The 17,890-nt window shown below is 38.0% G+C and carries 17 protein-coding genes, 1 other RNA gene and 1 pseudogene; 6 read left to right on the top strand and 13 right to left on the bottom strand.

The genetic code is table 11. From position 1 onward, the window contains the following. Nucleotides 1-88: 88 nt before the first annotated feature. The 5 genes from P20495_RS22185 to P20495_RS15440 form a co-directional block, all read right to left on the bottom strand. Complete coding sequence (locus tag P20495_RS22185) at nt 89-265, bottom strand: hypothetical protein (RefSeq protein WP_008134610.1); 177 nt, start codon at nt 263-265, stop codon at nt 89-91. Between the two features lie 13 nt (nt 266-278). Further along, nucleotides 279-1,250, bottom strand: coding sequence for an aldo/keto reductase family oxidoreductase (locus P20495_RS15425; RefSeq protein ID WP_008134609.1), 972 nt, complete (start codon nt 1,248-1,250; stop codon nt 279-281). A 139-nt stretch (nt 1,251-1,389) separates the two neighbouring features. Beyond that, entirely contained in the window at nt 1,390-2,520 is a 1,131-nt protein-coding gene (locus P20495_RS15430) for a sodium ion-translocating decarboxylase subunit beta (RefSeq protein ID WP_008134608.1), read from the bottom strand. Nucleotides 2,521-2,533: 13 nt separating this feature from the next. Then, a complete protein-coding gene (oadA, locus tag P20495_RS15435) occupies nt 2,534-4,315 on the bottom strand; it encodes a sodium-extruding oxaloacetate decarboxylase subunit alpha (protein WP_008134606.1) in 1,782 nt (593 codons plus the stop codon). An 11-nt stretch (nt 4,316-4,326) separates the two neighbouring features. Then, a complete protein-coding gene (locus tag P20495_RS15440; RefSeq protein WP_007583814.1) occupies nt 4,327-4,569 on the bottom strand; it encodes an OadG family protein in 243 nt (80 codons plus the stop codon). Between the two features lie 519 nt (nt 4,570-5,088). Between P20495_RS15440 and P20495_RS21475 the strand changes: the two genes are divergently transcribed. Both P20495_RS21475 and P20495_RS15450 read left to right on the top strand, forming a co-directional pair. Then, the gene (locus tag P20495_RS21475) at nt 5,089-5,262 is read left to right on the top strand and encodes a DUF1328 domain-containing protein (RefSeq protein WP_002961939.1); all 174 of its coding nucleotides are present in this window, start codon (nt 5,089-5,091) and stop codon (nt 5,260-5,262) included. 58 nt (nt 5,263-5,320) lie between these two features. Continuing rightward, nucleotides 5,321-5,512, top strand: coding sequence for a hypothetical protein (locus P20495_RS15450; RefSeq protein WP_007378921.1), 192 nt, complete (start codon nt 5,321-5,323; stop codon nt 5,510-5,512). Between the two features lie 698 nt (nt 5,513-6,210). Here the strand turns inward: P20495_RS15450 and P20495_RS21275 are convergent. The 8 genes from P20495_RS21275 to rsmI form a co-directional block, all read right to left on the bottom strand. Further along, nucleotides 6,211-6,621, bottom strand: coding sequence for a hypothetical protein (locus P20495_RS21275; protein WP_050548457.1), 411 nt, complete (start codon nt 6,619-6,621; stop codon nt 6,211-6,213). A gap of 136 nt (nt 6,622-6,757) precedes the next feature. Further along, a complete protein-coding gene (locus P20495_RS15455; RefSeq protein ID WP_008134604.1) occupies nt 6,758-7,474 on the bottom strand; it encodes a hypothetical protein in 717 nt (238 codons plus the stop codon). A 339-nt stretch (nt 7,475-7,813) separates the two neighbouring features. Further along, complete coding sequence (locus tag P20495_RS15460) at nt 7,814-8,788, bottom strand: transposase (protein ID WP_008134602.1); 975 nt, start codon at nt 8,786-8,788, stop codon at nt 7,814-7,816. A 450-nt stretch (nt 8,789-9,238) separates the two neighbouring features. Then, nucleotides 9,239-10,093: a hypothetical protein gene (locus P20495_RS15465; RefSeq protein WP_008134601.1), complete on the bottom strand. Its 855-nt coding sequence runs from the start codon at nt 10,091-10,093 to the stop codon at nt 9,239-9,241. Next, on the bottom strand, nt 10,094-10,927 hold the full coding sequence (locus P20495_RS15470; protein WP_008134600.1) for a hypothetical protein: 834 nt from the start codon (nt 10,925-10,927) through the stop codon (nt 10,094-10,096). A gap of 56 nt (nt 10,928-10,983) precedes the next feature. Next, nucleotides 10,984-12,888: a DUF3258 domain-containing protein gene (locus P20495_RS21270; RefSeq protein ID WP_008134598.1), complete on the bottom strand. Its 1,905-nt coding sequence runs from the start codon at nt 12,886-12,888 to the stop codon at nt 10,984-10,986. A 127-nt stretch (nt 12,889-13,015) separates the two neighbouring features. Beyond that, nucleotides 13,016-13,395, bottom strand: an RNA gene (rnpB, locus tag P20495_RS21280) — RNase P RNA component class A. 41 nt (nt 13,396-13,436) lie between these two features. Continuing rightward, nucleotides 13,437-14,294 (bottom strand): 16S rRNA (cytidine(1402)-2'-O)-methyltransferase, encoded by an 858-nt coding sequence (gene rsmI / locus P20495_RS15475; protein WP_008134595.1) that lies wholly within the window; start codon nt 14,292-14,294, stop codon nt 13,437-13,439. Nucleotides 14,295-14,355: 61 nt separating this feature from the next. Here rsmI and P20495_RS20240 point away from each other — a divergent pair. The 4 genes and pseudogenes from P20495_RS20240 (at nt 14,356) to dolP (ending at nt 17,829) form a co-directional block, all read left to right on the top strand. Further along, a pseudogene (locus P20495_RS20240) lies at nt 14,356-16,234 on the top strand (penicillin-binding protein activator). Between the two features lie 10 nt (nt 16,235-16,244). Then, on the top strand, nt 16,245-16,616 hold the full coding sequence (locus P20495_RS15480) for a YraN family protein (RefSeq protein ID WP_007379078.1): 372 nt from the start codon (nt 16,245-16,247) through the stop codon (nt 16,614-16,616). A gap of 60 nt (nt 16,617-16,676) precedes the next feature. After that, nucleotides 16,677-17,270 carry an SIS domain-containing protein gene (locus P20495_RS15485; protein ID WP_007379077.1) on the top strand — a complete coding sequence of 198 codons (594 nt, stop codon included), beginning with the start codon at nt 16,677-16,679 and terminating at the stop codon, nt 17,268-17,270. Beyond that, nucleotides 17,263-17,829, top strand: coding sequence for a division/outer membrane stress-associated lipid-binding lipoprotein (gene dolP / locus P20495_RS15490; protein WP_008134588.1), 567 nt, complete (start codon nt 17,263-17,265; stop codon nt 17,827-17,829). Before P20495_RS15485 ends, dolP begins: the two co-directional genes overlap by 8 nt. The last annotated feature ends 61 nt before the right edge of the window (nt 17,830-17,890 follow it).

The raw sequence follows: 17,890 nt of genomic DNA, 5'->3' as shown, positions 1-17,890 counted from the left end.
TCTTTTTGTATACGCTATAAACCATTAGTACATTAGTACATTAGTACATTAGTACATTAGTACATTAGTACATTAGTACATTAGTACATTAGTACATTAGTACATATATGAGCTGAATAACTAAAGACACCATCACTAATGGCCAAATATATTTACTGTATTTGGTTGCGCCGTTGAGCCCTATTTTAGTTTGATACTTTTCAAGTAACGGAATAAGCACAGCAAGTGCTATAAACAAACCAATTAAAATAACGAATATATTCATATCAGTGCCCTACTTATGGTAACTCATGCCCTTTAGCGCTCACATAAAGTGCATACCAATGCTCACGAGTTAGCTCTACATTTACAGCATCACAAGAGGCTTTAATTCGCTTAGCGTTAGTCGTCCCAATAATTGGTTGGATCGATGCGGGATGGCGAAGCAACCATGCAAGTACAATTGCCTCAGCAGAAGTACCATAAAGTGCTGCCAGCTTATTAACTAAAATACTGGTGTTTATATCGGCCTGCGATGCATTTGATAAATCACTACCAGTGTACAAACCTTGGCATAAACTGCCCCAGCTTTGAATTTGGATTTCAAAATGGCGACAGTACTCAATACTGCCTGGTGTAAAATTAAGATCTTTACCGTCACTGTTACCGGCATATATGCCTTCATCAACAAACTGATGTTTTTGCAGGCTCGCTTCTATTTGATTGGCAACAATTGGCATGTCGAGCGCATGTTGTAAAAAGTTCATTTGGTGCTGCTGCATATTAGATACTGCAAAATTGCGTACTTTGCCACTTTCTTTTAAACAACTAAACACACGTGCAATTTCATCAACTTCCATGAGTGGATCAGGGCGGTGCAACATAAGTACATCTAAGTACTCTGTGTTTAATCGCTTTAAGGACGCTTCGACTGATTGCTCAATCCATTTAGCTGAAAAATCATAACGCTTCGGCCCTAAGTCATCTTCAAATCGAATCCCACACTTAGATTGAATATATATATATTCTCTAAGCTCTGCTCGCTCACTTAGCGCTTTACCAAATACTTGCTCGGCCTTACCAAAGGTATAAATATCAGCATGGTCAAAAAAGTTAATACCACTTTCAATGGCGTTATCTATACATTCATGAGCTTGCTTAACATGTGCGTCAGTGATTGCGTCTTTATTCCAACCGCCGCCCAGACCCATACATCCAAATACAAGCTTACTAACATTAGGTAAATATTTTGCTAAAGGTGTGTGGAGCATTATGACTATCCTTAAAATTGCGAAGAACATCCACTTTAAACAAAAATACAGAAACAAGAAACTATTAACGACGAGAAATAAAAGCAAAAAAAAGCGCAGTAAACTGCGCTAAATCATTTATTAACTACCACGTTAATTATTAGCCAACAAGCGCTAATAAAATACCCGCAGCAACGGCACTACCAAGTACACCTGCTACGTTTGGTCCCATTGCATGCATAAGTAAAAAGTTATGTGGGTTACTTTCAAGGCCCACTTTATTAACTACTCGTGCCGCCATTGGCACAGCCGATACACCTGCCGCCCCAATTAATGGATTTATAGGCGTTTTAGATATTCGATTAAGTCCTTTTGCCATAAATACGCCAGATGCCGTACCAATTGCAAAAGCCAGTGCGCCAAGTACTAAAATACCAATCGTCTCAACAGTTAAAAACTTATCTGCTGCTAATTTAGACCCTACAGCTAAGCCTAAAAATATAGTTGTAACATTGATGATTTCGTTTTGAGCACTGTTACTTAATCTATCAACAACACCCGACTCCCGCATTAAGTTACCTAAACAAAACATACCTACAAGCGGTATAGCAGCCGGTAAAAACATTGCCGTTAAACTAAGTACCATAAGGGGGAAAATAATCTTTTCCTTTTTAGATACCTTACGTAATTCAGGCATCTTAATTTGACGCTCTTCTGGTGTGGTTAACGCACGCATAATTGGCGGCTGAATAATTGGCACAAGTGCCATGTATGAATATGCAGCTACCGCTATTGCGCCTAGTAAATCAGGTGCCAGTTTTGATGCTAAAAATATTGCCGTTGGCCCATCGGCACCACCTATAATGGCAATAGCTGAGGCATCTTGTAAGGTAAACTCAAAACCTGGTACATAGTTAAGTAATATGGCGCCAAACAATGTAGCAAAAATACCAAACTGTGCAGCCGCACCTAATAACAACATACGTGGGTTTGCAATAAGCGCGCTAAAGTCGGTCAGCGCCCCTACTCCCATAAATATCAACAGCGGAAAAATCCCCGTATCAATACCCACATAATAAACGTAGTACAAAAGCCCACCTGGGTCTGACAAACCTGCCACTGGTACATTTGTTAAAATTGCACCAAAACCAATAGGTAGTAATAATAATGGTTCAAAGCCTTTAGCTATCGCTAAAAACAGTAATAAACACCCTACCGCAATCATTATTAACGATGGGATTGTAAAGTTAGCAATGCCTGTCGCATTCCAGAGGTTTAAAATACCTTCCATCCTCTATTTACTCCTAAGCTAATGCAATCATAGCGTCGCCGGTAGTTACAGCATCGCCTTCACCAACTAACACTTCAGCAATTGTTCCGGTATGCGTAGCGCGTATTTCAGTTTCCATTTTCATGGCTTCCATAATAATCACTACATCGCCTTCGTTAACAACTTGCCCAGCTTTTACCTTAATCTTAAAAATATTACCGGCTAGAGGCGCGTTAAGTGTTTCACCTGATGCAACCGAAGCAGACTGAGGCATATGCTCAGAGTCTTTTAATGTTACTTCTTTAAGTTCACCACCTTGCGCTACTACTACGTCATAAACTTTACCATCTACTTTTACGCTGTATTGCTCAGCCTTCACTTTGTTACTATTTGAAACTGATTTAGAAGGTGCTTTACTGCTTTTATCTTCAATAGAAGGGACTGGTTCAAATGCATCTGGGTTATTGCGATTTTTAATAAACTTCAAACCAACTTGCGGAAATAACGCATAAGTTAGTACGTCATCAATTTGATCATCAGCCAGTGTTAAGCCTTGCTCTTGCGCTTCTTTTAATAACTCAGCTTCAAGCGTTGCAAGTTCTGGTGCAATGTTATCTGCAGGGCGACAAGTAATAACTTCTGCTCCATCAAGCACACGCTCTTGTAGCTCTTTATTCATTGGTGCTGGTGTTAAGCCATATTCACCTTTTAATACGCCAGCAGTTTCTTTAGTAATTGTTTTATAACGCTCACCTGTTAGCACATTAAGTACCGCTTGAGTGCCAACAATTTGCGACGTTGGTGTTACTAAAGGTAAAAAACCAAGATCTTCACGTACACGTGGGATCTCAAGTAAAACCTCATTAAGCTTATCGGCTGCGCCTTGCTCTTTAAGTTGGTTTTCCATGTTTGTAAGCATGCCACCAGGTACTTGAGCTAGTAAAATACGCCCATCAACCCCTTTTAAGCTACCTTCAAATGCCGCATATTTTTTACGCACATCTCTAAAGTAAGCAGCAATTTCTTCTAGGTGGTTTAAATCAAGCTCAGTATCACGCTCAGTCCCTTCAACTATCGATACAATAGTTTCAGTTGCAGAATGTCCATAAGTCATACTCATTGATGAAATAGCGGTATCGAGCATATCAATGCCTGCATCAATCGCTTTTTGGTAAGTAGCAGTACTTAAACCTGTTGTAGCGTGGCACTGCATAGCAATAGGAACCGATACGGTTTCTTTAAGTGCTTTAATTAGTTTTTCAGCATCGTAAGGCTTTAATAAGCCCGCCATATCTTTAATACAAATTGAATGACAGCCTAAATCTTCTAATTGCTTAGCAAGAGTCAGCCACATATCAAGTGTATGAACTGGGCTAACTGTGTACGAAATAGTACCTTGAGCGTGCGCGCCTACTTTTATAGCCGCTTTAATCGCTGTTTCTAGGTTACGTACATCATTCATTGCATCAAATATACGAAATACGTCAACGCCATTTTTATGTGCGCGTTCTACAAATTTTTCAACTACGTCATCAGCGTAATGACGGTAGCCTAATAGGTTTTGACCGCGTAATAGCATTTGCTGTTTAGTATTAGGCATCGCTTTTTTAAGCGCACGAATACGCTCCCACGGATCTTCGCCTAAATAACGAATACACGAATCAAATGTAGCACCACCCCACGATTCAATAGACCAATAACCTGCATCATCTAACTTGCTAGCAATCGGTAGCATATCGTCTAAACGCATACGTGTTGCGAGCAATGATTGGTGCGCATCGCGTAATACCAATTCTGTTAATTTTAATTTAGCCATGTGTGTGCCCCTTATTTATTATTTGATTTGTACTGAGCAATGGCAGCACTAATAGCAGCGATGTGCTCATTAGGCACACCTTGAGATTTAAAAGACGGTGATTTAGCTGGTGATGCTTCTGGTTCGCTATAGCGCGTCACCAAATTAGACATAAGCGTTACGGCACCAATTAATATCGACAGAAATACAAACACCCCAACCATACCAGTAAGCATTAAGCTACCAGCCGTTGTGAGTAGAGCACCTATATCCATTTTTCTCCCCCTTGAAACCCATATCGAAAATAAAAAATCGATTTAATTAAATATTTATTCACTGGATAATAACAAAACTAATTATTTTGTCTACTCCTTGTAAATTGGTAAAACCAATTAAACTATAATCAACATAAAACTCAACTAATTTACATACCAGAACCTTGCAATCACGCAGCCTACAATAGTTACAGGAAATAATGACTATAGCTAATAGTTATATATAAGTTGTTAATTAACTATCCGGTTAAATAAAAAAAACATGAAAAATCATAGGAAACACAAAAACAAAGGATCAATTGTTAATTGGTCTTACCAAAATAAATGTATTTAGTGAATATTTACCAGCAATGTGTAACGGTGTGAATAACTTACATAGCAAAGCGTAAAAGTTACTAATCAACTAATTACCCAAAACACACAAAAAAACATAAGCACATGATATTAAACAACAATACACTTTGGCATGTAACTGGCATTAGTTATTGTGAGCAAAATTTATAAACCAAGGAGAAAACAATGTTACGCTGGACAATCACATTTTTAGTTATTGCTTTAATCGCTGCAGTGTTAGGTTTTGGTGGCATCGCAGGTGCCGCAGCTGGTATAGCAAAAATTATATTTTTTATCTTTTTAGTACTTTTAGTGATTTCATTAGTTTCAGGTGCACTACGTGGTAAATCACCCAGGTAGATAATCCATAAAACTAACAAACACTTATACTTAATTAACACTTACAAGGAATTACATTATGAATTCAACAACTGTAAAAGCAGCACTAATCGGTCTATTCGCAAGTTTTTTCATCATGGGTTGTGAAGACAATCATGCAGAAGACGCAGGTGAACGTATTGACGAAGCAGTAACTGACGTGCAAAACAAAGTAGAAGATGCATGTGAAAATGTTAAAGAAGGCGTAAACGCTGAAGAAACTAATTGTTAATTCTTCTTTTACTAAAAAAGCGGCTCTCAAGAGCCGTTTTTTTGTCTTCATACGTCCTCACGGAAGTTATGTAACTCAGCCTCGATTGATTATGTACTAGAACAAAACCGATGCTTTGAGTTTATGTTGGCGCATGATATTAACTACGCAATTTATGCTGTATTACTCCCCCACGCTTTATACCCAAGCACTGCTATACAATACACGACTCTTTGGTCAGCTTAAGTAAATGATTATCTTCAACTGTTATATTAACCTGAACTCTGGTTAATAGATTTACTAACACATTGAATTATGGTGATATTTAAATTTATTTTCTCTAGCCAGCGGTTTTCAGTGAAAACAAGGCGAATTTACGCGTCAATAGCTGGCCTGTTGCAAGTAAATTCAACATAGTTAGCGCTCAAAAGAGCTGTTCGAGACAACTTTATTATCCAGAGTTCAGGTTATATTAGTCAAAAGCTTTTCAAACATCCCACAAAAATTGCCAGCTGGAATAAAAAGTAGTAAAAGTCGATATAAGTTACCCAATTAAAATAAGTGGTGGGACCACGTTAAATGATGAACTTTAAAAATATTTAGTTATATATTTCATCAAAAAACCAACAATAGTAGTAGTCTAAATGGTTATTTTTCGAATTTAGAAGTGTGTTGGATCAAGTCTGAGCTAGTACAAGTAAATATCTATTAAATTTCTGTTAGGCTGTTCTACACTTTCTGCAGTACGACTGCAATGAAATTTTGCCATCCCCCATAGCTCTATAACCGAAGTACGCCTCCACTTCTTGAGATGTTTTAGCAATCGTGTTGCATGTATTTGATGGGCATTGAGCAATAACACCTTCTGGTTTTACTTTTTTAACTAAGGGAGTAGCTTTCTTTCGTCCTTTACTAGACTCAAGAAGTGTATCTAGACTTTGAGAGCCTTCTGGTTCCTCGACCTTATACCGACGATAGAATTCAGTACATAAGAACACTAAGCCACAAAATACAAAAAATGGCTCATATAACCCTTCAGGATCTAGCATCCACAGGGTACCTATGATAACTAAAACTATTATTGCACCGAACTCTAACAGAGCTATTCTTCCCAAGCTTCTATAATTCATAGTAAACCACTTTCTTTATGTTAAACATATTCTCTTGTAAAGGATACGAAACTCCTCTGCCACCTTGAATACTAAAACTACGCATATTAAAAAAGCTACATATTACGGGCTTCCTTAAACTGGTTGTTAGTTTTAGCTAATATGATCGAGCCTTAAAGAAGCGGGGATTTTCTTTAAGACGTTTTTTATGTTCATGCTCAGGCATAAAAATCATCAATAAAAAAGATAACACCGCTGTAAAACCTAGCGAAAAGAAAGCATTTCCAAAAAATGACTGAATTGAAAAGCCAAAAATTCCATTTAAAAATTCAGGCACGAACATAAATAAAACCATGCAGCTACCCAAACCAACCATTCCCCAACTTTTAGCTGTTTCTCCCTTTTCTTTAGGAGTCAAACCATAGCATATATCTGCGTGACAACCTTTGCAAAAAGTAATACCTTCCTTCACAAATGTTTCGCAGTATGGGCAGTTATATCCACTATAAAGTAACTCTAGCGGTACATCTTGACCTTCGTATTCATACTTTGCTATTGCCTCAGCTTGATGTTTCCAACCATAAAGAAGCTCTACTGGATACCTTACTACATCAACATCAATCATCTTGGCGCAAGACTCACACAGCCAGATCCCATTTAAAACTGATTTTCTATCCTCGGGAAATAAATCGGAGTCGTATCTCGGGCCATTCATTGAAGCAGCGGTGATATGGCAAGCGACACCAATACTACTAGCTTTAGTGTAATCAGAATTAGGTCCCGTTGTTTTTCGACGGCACTCGGGGTTAGAACAGCAATTACCAACTCGGTGCTGCAAAGTTAGCTTAGTTTTTTGTGTAAAATCATCTCTCATAATCACTACAACACTGTTTATACATACAGCCAAAGAGATTATACGGTATAAGTTTAATAGTCAAACCAACAGTTTTATCGTGTGCGAATCGCTCATAGCGGCCTGTCAGATGAGACTAACAAAACTAGACAGCAGACTAACAAAACTAGACAGCCACTTTAATTTAACAAGCAAAGCTGTATTATTAGATTTACTTTTTAGGTCAATGATTAGTGCTTTACGACTACGTTAATTTTATTTCATCCAGTAAATCAGCAATCATCACTCTTAAACCTAAATTACACGCATGAAAATGACTGCATGATGCAGTTTTAACTTTTCTACTGAGTAATTTAAGGTTTATGCTAATAGCTTTTCACAATTACTTATATTAGCTCGCCGTTTTCTGCTTAAGTTTTCACAATAACTTGCTTGTGAGGTCGGCCTGCCTACTGCACCATGAAATACGCGTGTAAATTGTGTGGTGAGTTTCAACCAGTTTTCAGAGGAAATATTGACTCTTTCGAGTAAGGGTAACTGTATACTCTCAATATACCCTCGTTTGTCTTCTCGTATACAACGCCCTGTTAACTCAACAAGTTCAAGGTACGATTTAAGCTCAAAGGGTAGCCCTTTTGGCATGATTTGACGTGGCATGCCTGCAAAGCGGAGTAATTGTTTTGGCTGCTTGCCTTCTTTTGCGCATATTAACCGTACTTGAGCACTGGTATGGTCTGATTCTTCTGGTGTCTTTGCCATTTTGGCTCTGATGGGGTTTAAATCTACATACGCCATGCAGGCCGCCAATGCAGCTTCATCCAATAATGCTTGTGATGTAAAACGTCCCTCCCAAAACCTGCCAGTGCAGTTATCTTCTTTATTTGCTCTGCGGGCTATGTTTTCATTTAACAACCGCATAAACCAGCTAATACTTGATAGGCGTTCTCGATATTCCTTTACTGTTTGATTAAAAAAGATAAGCTCAGCTTTACTTAGCTTTTCACCTTGTATGTATTTTTGCGTGAGTACAGTGCCTTTACAAAGTTTATGCCAGCGGATAATAATCGCTTTATCATTTAATCGATTCACTTTTTTATCATCAACATACAGCACTAAATGAGTGTGGTTACTCATAACGGCATAAGCACATACATCAATACAAAATACCTTAGCTAGCTCAAGCAGTTTATCTTCAACCCAGCCTCTGCGGTGCTCGTAAGATTGACCTGTAAAGTGGTCTTCACCGCACAAAAAAGCACGCCGAACACAACGTGATATACAGTGGTAGTACTTTGTATCAACCAAACTTACTTGACGCTTTCTTGCGATTGCCATAAGACACCCTGCTTGTTTTCACACTTATGAAAGCCTAGTACTTAGTTCGCCAAACTGCAAAAATTAGAGTGGGTGTCTAGTTTATTAAGTTTATCAAATTACATTGGTCACGTAAAAAATCTTCAAGTGTCTTTTTCATATTCTTCCCTTATTTAATTGATCGCATTAAAAGTTGCACTATTGCTCAGTAATCTAACAGATTTATCAGAGTAAACTTTACCTATATTAACGCGAAAACGCCCTTATTTTATGAATTTATATTATTAGCAAATGGTGTAGGTTATTGCTTTCTATAAATATTATGCTTATCTAAATATATGGAAAAGGGGAAGTTTCCTCTTATCCTTACTAAGTTAATGACTACTAACATGAATGACTATATCTCGCTCAAAGCTGCCTGTCAGATGAGCCCCAAACGGTAAGTCAGATGTAAGTACTACACTGTAGAGGTTATGCAGCTTTGAGGCACCATTCAGAAACCTTATCTGCTAAAGTTTCTTCTGAATGCTCGCACTCGACATGAATAGAATGTTTTTTCATTAACCAAGTAAATTTATCTATTTCATTTTCAATTAACTCTAGTTTAGATAACTCTAAATCACTTCCTGGAAGCATTAGGAAGACGGCATTATCTGTTTCATTTAAATATTCAGATGCAACTTCAATATCTCTATATCCATCAAATAAATTGCACTTTACCCTCTGCAAATCTTTGTAAGCAGCTGAAACTAAAGTCCCGCTCCCATTTTTATTTTTAAAAGGTAAATAAGCCTTTGTATTATTTTTAAATGAAACATATGGATCGTGTGGTACATACAATCCAAACTCCAGTTCTAATTTCTCTTCTAAACGGCTTTTTATTCCAGAATATAAAACGTCTCTATTAATAGAGTTGAAATGGTGCGCTTTAGCTTTTACTCTTCGCTTTTGTCCTAAAGTTACTACAGATGAATAAAGCCTTTTCAGAATTTCATTACATGATTTACCTTGTGTAAAACCCCTCGCTACACATTTGATCTGTGGTGCGATTGACTCAGTAAAACCTTTATTACTAATTACTTCAGTAGCAACATCACATGCAAGCCTTGCATGAAAGATCATATCTCGGCTCGAGAATAAGCACTCAATGCGATCAAAATAATCTAAACATTTCGTTTGGACAGTCCCATCTTCCAACTTGATACCTACACCTAAGTTAAGTACCTCTCCCGTAGAAAGGTCTGGTATCCACTGTATTGAATACCATTGACCTTTTAACATTTCTTGGGCTTCTTTTTCTGCTAGAATTTTTCTTAATTGATCCATTTAAACCACCAACAATTGATACTGTTTTGCAACTCGAGTCTTACCTAGGTTAGCCCTTTGCTTCAGAAAAGTACCAAGGCTTTGTTTCTGCAAAACGCCTTTATTAGTACTTTCAAAAAAAACATTCCACCAATACTCTAGATCATCTATCACATTATTATAAATTGAAGCATGCTTTGATGTGGCCGAACATATGGAGCTCTTTATAGGTAAAGGCATATGAGTAAAATAGTTTAAAATATTGATTAGCTGATTTTCATATTCTTGTGTTGCCACTAATTGAGACGGTTCCCAATTTAAACTTACAGGTAAGTTACTATGATCAATTAAATAAATTTTGTTCTTACTTTCAATTACAAAATTTCCTAAATTACGATCTTGATTTGCAACCCAATCATCAAAAGATATGGCGTCAGCCAACAGCTCCCAGCCAGCTAAGATATTAATTAAAGCTTTACATTTAGACATTTGGTCAGGGTAGTAGCTATTTGGTGTTTTACCATTCACAGCACTGACAACAATGCACCATTCATGATATTTCTGATTTGGATCTTGATTAAGCTGAGTACTAAATAAGTTATCTGATAGGTTTATAATGCCTACTTTCCCAGGTATTGATAGAGAGCAACCATTCGCAATAATATAACCCGTTATTTCATTAACTAATGCCAATTGATTACTAGTAACGTATCTCTTAACGAACGATTTTCTTACAACGCCATCATCCCAGTTAACATTACATATAAACGTATCTGCCATAGCTCCATCAGTAGCACGAGATAAAATATCTAACAATCGGCTTTCACCCAAAACCTCTACAGTTAGCTTAGTCACAATAAATCCTTTTGATTAACTTTTCCTCACTTTAACAATATTTTAATTATATGTCCTTATGAATTTAGCCTATAGCTATTAACAACTTTTACAAGCCTCCCTAAACTAGCACCACCATGCGTGTACTTATCTGTAATCCCACCTTTTGAAATTTCGTGACCAACAACTTGTTGTATCAGTGAAAGATCAAATGAATGATTATTACGTATGTTACTTATGAACGTATGCCTAAAGCTGTGATAACTTCGCAGTTCATCTAATTCATTCACACTTGGTATTTCAAGCTCCACAACCAAGCGACCGAACCAACTAGTGATACTCTCAGCCGAGGTTATTTCATATAAGATACGTTCTTGCGTTTGCTCTACGTATTCTAAAAAGCCAAGTTCGATTAAGCGTTTATGGATAGGAATTTTACGTTTAGCGTTATTCGTTTTAAGGCGTTGTAATTCGTGTTCATCAGTTATTAAAATGTAGTTAATGCTATCTTCAACACGAATATCTGTTTTTCTTAACTGATAAATTTCTGTGCGCCTTGCGCCTGTATACATGGCTAATAATAGTGACCACTTTTGCCACGCATGTTTTGTTCGCATTGCAAAGGCTTCAAACTTATTAAGCTCTTCACTATTAAAAACACCACGTATACGCTGTTTAAAGTCTCGTTTTATAGTACATGGTGAATGCTGAATATATTCAACAGTATCTCTTTTAGCATACGCGAATATCCCCTGTAACCACTTGTAATAGCCTTGAACTGTTTTCGGTGTAACTAAGTCTTCTTCTGGCACATCAAAGCTTAGACACTCTTGCAGGCTCATTTTGGTGTATGGTGCGCGATTCTTTTTAGGTAGTTGATAACAACGGTCAATAAAGCGACCTATGTCACTCGCTTTGTAACTTTCAATTGGTTTATCTTCACTCAGTAAACACCATGCTTCGTAGTGACGAGCATAATCTTTTTTAAGCTTATCGCTCAAATCTGCATTTACTTTAAAATCTAAAAAATCGGCATACACTTCTGAAAATAATGGGCCTTGAGTTTGTTGCTTTTCTTCATTTGGCTGACTTTCAGCTATGGTGTGTGAGCTTTTATTAAACATTGAATCTAATAAATGTTTTTGCTCTGAATCTTTAGTTAAGCAAGAGGCTAAGTATTTAGCCTGTAAATTTCTTGAGGTTTCTAGCATACTTTTGAATGCCGAATACTCTAATGACCCATGTTCAAACTCTACATCGTATTTGTTTAGTGTATCAATTGCATCAATATTATCGGCATAAAAGTTGTCGTTTTCATCTGAGTCATCAAATAAGTCTTCATCTGTTTCAACTTCAGAACTATTAAACATACCAGCGAGTAAAAACGTATCTAATTGGCGTGCAAGTTGACGAACACTTTTTTCGATTTTTTTATTAGCTACAATGTCGGCATTGCTTAAACCACTATTTTTAAGCGCCATGTACTTGCTGACCAAAACATAAATATTGAGCACTTCGTAATCATTATTTTTTAAAGCTTCAACCAATAATTCACCTGTCTCACCATCTGCAATAGAAAGCATAATGTTTGCTGCGGTTCTTAAATGTGTAGGTGAGTGACTGTTTAACGGCTTTGCTTTAATGCCATTTATAGAGTGTGCCGTTGAAGCATAACGTTGTTCTTCTTTTGCTATTATTTTTTTGCTTAGCTCATGGGTAAGTTTTTGCTTCATATGAATTAAGATACGTTTTGCTTGAGTAATTAAAGTTTCAGTATCTATATTGTGTCGATCACTGGCAAGTATTTTTAGTTTATCTAGTTCGGGTTTGATTAATTCAAGAAAGTTTAAAGCATGATGAAGGTGTTTGGTTTTAAGTGAAATGCGTATATCGGAGCCGATAAATTTACGAGGGAAAACATAACGAAAATAATAACGTTCTTTTCGTAGTATGAGGTGTTCGGGGAGTTTGATATGTCTCATTAAGTTACCTATGTGTAAGTAACGTATTGAGTTTATTTGGCACACTATTTGGCACACTTTTGAAATTTTGTGCCATGAGATTAGTGGTTCAAGCGTAAGCACCTAATAAATCAGATGCTTACGCTTGAGTTTGAGTCAGCCGGTAAGCCGGGTTTTGTCCTTTCCGAAGAAAGTGATAATCATTCGTCTAGGCCATAAATCGCTCTATGGCTCAAGCAACCTACCCGGTTCTCACGTGGGCCACGCGTTCATTATTTAAAATGATAGAACCCTATTTGGTCTTGCTCCGAGTGGAGTTTACCTTGCAACCGACTATTACTAGCGGCCCGGTGCGCTCTTACCGCACCCTTTCACCCTTACCAACCCGAAGATTGGCGGTCTCCTCTCTGCTGCACTTGTCGTGGGCTCACGCCCCCCAGCCGTTAGCTGGCACTCTGCCCTATGGAGCCCGGACTTTCCTCCCCCTGATCATTTTCGTCACAGGCAGCGATCATCTTGGCTGACTCGGCGCGCAGTATACATGAGGCTCGCGCCAAGCGCAGTAAGATTTACTCTTTTTCTTCAATAATTGTTTTATATAAGGCGTTTTTTTTCATTCCAAAGTATTCGGCAACCACGCCACAGGCTTTTTTCATTGGCATTTCATTTTCAAGTAATGCCAACATTTTGCGCGCTTCTGGCGGAACGTCGTCTACTTGCTTGGGTTTACCTGGCAGCATAAGTACTATTTCGCCGCGTTGCTTGGTTGGATCGTTTGTTAAAAACTGTTTTAGTTCACTTACACTGCCGTTAAAAAATGTTTCAAAGGTTTTGGTTAGCTCTTTAGCAAACACAACGTGTTGATCGTCGCCAAGTGCTAGTGCTAAATCATCAAGGCTTGCCATAATACGGTGCGTACTTTCGTACATTATGCTGGTGATACCTGAGTTAACAGCTTCGGTAAAAAAGTCTTGCCGAGCTTTGCTTTTAGCTGGCGTAAAGCCTAAAAACTGAAAGCGGTCGGTTGGTAAGCCTGAACAACATACAGCGGTAATAGCAGCACACGCACCAGGTATAGGTGTCACATGCGCGCCTTGCTCACGGCATAAGTTTACAACCGCGTAGCCTGGATCACTAATTAGTGGTGTACCAGCGTCAGATACTAAAGCAATATTTAAACCTTGATTAAGTTGATCAATAATTTGTTGTGCTTTTTGCTTTTCGTTGTGGTCGTGTAATGCGAATGTTTTAGCCTTGATACCAAAGTGGCTAAGTAGCTTGCCGGTATGGCGAGTATCTTCAGCAGCTATTAAGTCAACATGCGATAATGTCGCGATTGCACGCTGACTTAAGTCGTCATAATTGCCAATTGGGGTGGCTACAATGTAAAGAGTGCCAATTTTCTGTGAATTCTCCTCATTTAACATTGAGGTCTCCTGCGTCAGTCAGTAATATAAGCAAATCGCGTTAACGTATTGGGAAATCATTGTGCGACTTAAACTAGTTAGTCTATTAATTATATTGTCAGGGTTATCGGCGTGCAGCACAACCGAAAAACCAACTAAAAACAGTGATAACTTCAGTAACAGTGCAAATGCATTAAAAAATCAAGCTACCAGCGCACAATCTATCTATCAATTGGCTCAAAATCGTCAAGGGGCTGATAAAATACAATTGTTGTATAGCGCAAGAGATGCAGCTATTACAGAGCAAAACTGGCCGCTACTAGAAAAAATAGGTAGCGACCTTGAATTAACAGCCAGTGTTGATCAAATTCAAAACCGTCTTTATATTGCGTTTTCGCAAAAAAAACAGGATAAAAATGCTCAAGCCTTGGTTATTCTACAATCGCTAGACGGGCAACTAACCCAACCCGAGCACTTTGCATGGCATCAGTTTTTAACTGCCAGTATTTACGCATCACAAAATTTTCCTAAAAAAGCGGCCCCTTATTTCTTTAGGGCATCTGAGACAGCAGCTAAGAATAATATTGAGATCCCACAGCTTAATCAAAACTTGTGGGATAACTTAAAAAAACTGTCATCTTATGCATTAGAGCGCTTTAACCGAGGTTCAGTAATTCAACAGGGTTGGGCTAACCTTGCCTTATATCATCAAGTATATACAAGCAGCGGTGTTGAGTTAGATCAAGCAATCAATAACTGGCGACGCCGCTATGTTGGACACCCAGCGGTAACGGTATTACCTAAACAAGATGAATTGTTTACAGAGTTTTCCCCTATAAATATAGAACGTTTAGTTATACTGCTCCCACAATCAGGCCCAAATGAGCGATTAGGCGATGCACTCAAAGCCGGTGTTCTAGCTGCGCTTGATAAACAAAACATTAGTGAAACTCTGTTTCTAGATGAAAACCTAAACACTGAAGAACTTGCAGCTAAAATTGAGGAAATAAACCCCGACTTTGTTGTTGGACCTTTGTTAAAAGCCAATATTGATAAACTTACAGCAGCTAATACCTTGATAAATATACCGGCTCTGCATTTAAATACCTTTGATGGTGAGCGTATTTCATTGCAGCATTACTTCTTTGCACTGAGTCCTGAACACGAAGTAGAACAAGCTTTAGAACACTTTTTTAGCCATGGGCTACCAAAAACCAATGTTGCTTGCACCTAATAATGTAAATGGCCAACGTTTAATTGACTACTTTAATTTACAGTGGCAACGCTACAGTGAAACCAAACCTCAGATTGGCCTGTATAATGATAAAAAAGACATGCCTAATACAATTACCAGCTTACTAGAAGTTGATAAGTCTAAAGAGCGTATAAAAACTGTAAAAGCACTTTTTAAACAAGAAGTAGAGAACGAAACGCGATCGCGTAGTGACATAGATGTTATTTACATTTTAGGTGATGCAATAGAAACCCGTTTAATTAAACCTTACCTTGATGTAAATGTAAGTACATTTGCTGATCGTATCCCACTTTATGCCAGCTCTAAAAGTCATAGCAAACAAATTGACCGTACAGATAAAGGTGATCTAGAAGGACTATATTTTACTGAGCTCCCATGGATGCTTAACTCACAAGTTAAACTACATACCTTGCGAGCACAATATGACACTTTATGGCCTGAACAAGTTGATATAAGCCAGCGTTTATTTGCTATGGCGTATGATGCAATATTAGTACTTCCAGAAATAAGGCAACTAAGTATTGTGCCTGGCAACGAATTTAGTGGTTTAAGCGGTAAGTTATCTATAAACAGCAGTGGGCACATAGAGCGAACATTAAATTGGGCGCAGTATTCTAATCGTCGTATAAAACCTGTGCAGTTAAAAACGCAGCGCCCAATACCACTATTTATGCAATCTGCAAATACAATACAAACAAGTAATTAAAGGGGGCGACATGTCGTGGTTTAAAGAGCTGTGGCAAAATAGCCGTGAAAAAGGTCAATATTATGAGCTCCAAGCGCAAAAATATTTGGTATCTCAGGGATTAACCCCCATTGAGCGTAATTATTACTGCCCCTTTGGTGAGCTTGATGTCATTATGAAAGAAGGTGACACCCTTGTTTTTGTAGAAGTTAAATTTCGCAAAAACAATGCGCGCGGCGGCGCTAATTATGCATTAAGCCCGCAGAAGCAGGCAAGACTAAAACGCAGTATTTATCATTACTTAGCCGCTAAAAACTTAACAAATGAAGCGCTTAGAATTGATTATGTAGCCATTACAGGAGAATCATCTCCCAAAATTAACTGGCTTAAAAACGTATTTTAAATACTTAGGCAATATAGGCTTAAGTTCATATAAAGATTAAGTATAAATTATTGGTAGGCTATGCAAGATACAATTAAAGAAATTTTTACAGAGAGCATTCAAGTACAAATCGCTGCAGGTGAAGTATTACCCAGTGCACTTGAATCAGCAGCATTTACCATTGCACAAAGCTTGATAAACGGTAATAAACTCATTTGTTGCGGCACTGCAAATTGCCATATGCTAGCCCAACATATTGCGGGTGTACTTGTTAACCATTATGAAACTGAGCGGCCGTGTCTCCCCGCGATAGCTTTGTCTCAAGAAAATATAAATTTAGGTCAAAATAACCAAGGCGATGATCACGATACATTTGCGCGACAAGTTCGTGCTTTTGCCCAGCAAGGGGATTTACTTCTTGCACTTGCTATAAACGGTAACGAAAAACATATTATTTCTGCTGTAGAGGCTGCACTTACTAAAGATATGAAAGTAATCGTGATGGTCGGTGATGATGGAGGGGAATTAGTTGGCTTACTTGGCCCTAATGACGTTGAAATTAGAACCCCTTCTAAGCGCCCTAGCCGTATTATCGAATCGCATTTAGTTAACTTACACTGTTTAAGCGAACTTGTTGATTTAACCCTCTTTCCGCAGGATGAAAACTATGTTTAAACGCTCCCTTATTGTTTTAAGTACTGTTGTATTATTGCAAGGCTGTGCGGCCGCTATTGTTGCAGGTACAGCTAGTGCAGTAACAGCAGCGAACGATCGCCGCACTATTGGCTCACAAATTGATGATAACAATATTGAGATAAAAGCCAGCATTGCCTTGAGTGAGGTAGAGCGCCTTGAGAAATTTGCTAATATCAATGCAGTAAGCGTAAACGGTATCGTTTTATTAGTTGGTCAAGTCGCAAATCAAGAAATGAAAGGTGAAGCTCAACGTACAATTGAAGACGTTGCTGGTATTCGTAAAATTCATAATCAAATCCGTATTGGATCAAATATTGGTATCACCACACAAACCCACGACTCATGGTTAACCTCAAAAGTAAAAGCGCAGCTACTCACTGCAAAGAATATTAGTAGCAATAATATTAAGGTAGTTACTGAGAACGGTGAAGTATTTTTAATGGGATTAGTCTCTGAGTCTGAATCTAATCAAGCAGTAAACATTGCACGTAATGTATCTGGCGTTGAACGCGTAATAAAAGTTTTTGAATATATGTAGTTGTAAAATGATAGATAGCCTAATTACATACACCGGCTCGCTTTTGTATCAGGCATAAAAA

This window comes from Pseudoalteromonas sp. BSi20495 (assembly GCF_000241185.1).
Taxonomy (GTDB): domain Bacteria; phylum Pseudomonadota; class Gammaproteobacteria; order Enterobacterales; family Alteromonadaceae; genus Pseudoalteromonas; species Pseudoalteromonas fuliginea.
The sequence above is the reverse complement of the archived record's forward strand: the minus strand, read 5'-3'. Positions and strand labels throughout refer to the sequence as shown.

What these genes read in the sequence shown, in the direction of transcription:
- P20495_RS21275 (WP_050548457.1), bottom strand. Translation starts at nt 6,621, where the DNA reads ATGAATTATAGAAGCTTGGGAAGAATAGCTCTGTTAGAGTTCGGTGCA.
- P20495_RS21475 (WP_002961939.1), top strand. Translation starts at nt 5,089, where the DNA reads ATGTTACGCTGGACAATCACATTTTTAGTTATTGCTTTAATCGCTGCA.
- dolP (WP_008134588.1), top strand. Translation starts at nt 17,263, where the DNA reads ATGTTTAAACGCTCCCTTATTGTTTTAAGTACTGTTGTATTATTGCAA.
- P20495_RS15440 (WP_007583814.1), bottom strand. Translation starts at nt 4,569, where the DNA reads ATGGATATAGGTGCTCTACTCACAACGGCTGGTAGCTTAATGCTTACT.
- P20495_RS15485 (WP_007379077.1), top strand. Translation starts at nt 16,677, where the DNA reads ATGCAAGATACAATTAAAGAAATTTTTACAGAGAGCATTCAAGTACAA.
- P20495_RS15455 (WP_008134604.1), bottom strand. Translation starts at nt 7,474, where the DNA reads ATGAGAGATGATTTTACACAAAAAACTAAGCTAACTTTGCAGCACCGA.
- P20495_RS21270 (WP_008134598.1), bottom strand. Translation starts at nt 12,888, where the DNA reads ATGAGACATATCAAACTCCCCGAACACCTCATACTACGAAAAGAACGT.
- oadA (WP_008134606.1), bottom strand. Translation starts at nt 4,315, where the DNA reads ATGGCTAAATTAAAATTAACAGAATTGGTATTACGCGATGCGCACCAA.
- P20495_RS15465 (WP_008134601.1), bottom strand. Translation starts at nt 10,093, where the DNA reads ATGGATCAATTAAGAAAAATTCTAGCAGAAAAAGAAGCCCAAGAAATG.
- P20495_RS15450 (WP_007378921.1), top strand. Translation starts at nt 5,321, where the DNA reads ATGAATTCAACAACTGTAAAAGCAGCACTAATCGGTCTATTCGCAAGT.
- P20495_RS15460 (WP_008134602.1), bottom strand. Translation starts at nt 8,788, where the DNA reads ATGGCAATCGCAAGAAAGCGTCAAGTAAGTTTGGTTGATACAAAGTAC.
- rsmI (WP_008134595.1), bottom strand. Translation starts at nt 14,294, where the DNA reads ATGTTAAATGAGGAGAATTCACAGAAAATTGGCACTCTTTACATTGTA.
- P20495_RS15480 (WP_007379078.1), top strand. Translation starts at nt 16,245, where the DNA reads ATGTCGTGGTTTAAAGAGCTGTGGCAAAATAGCCGTGAAAAAGGTCAA.
- P20495_RS22185 (WP_008134610.1), bottom strand. Translation starts at nt 265, where the DNA reads ATGAATATATTCGTTATTTTAATTGGTTTGTTTATAGCACTTGCTGTG.
- P20495_RS15430 (WP_008134608.1), bottom strand. Translation starts at nt 2,520, where the DNA reads ATGGAAGGTATTTTAAACCTCTGGAATGCGACAGGCATTGCTAACTTT.
- P20495_RS15425 (WP_008134609.1), bottom strand. Translation starts at nt 1,250, where the DNA reads ATGCTCCACACACCTTTAGCAAAATATTTACCTAATGTTAGTAAGCTT.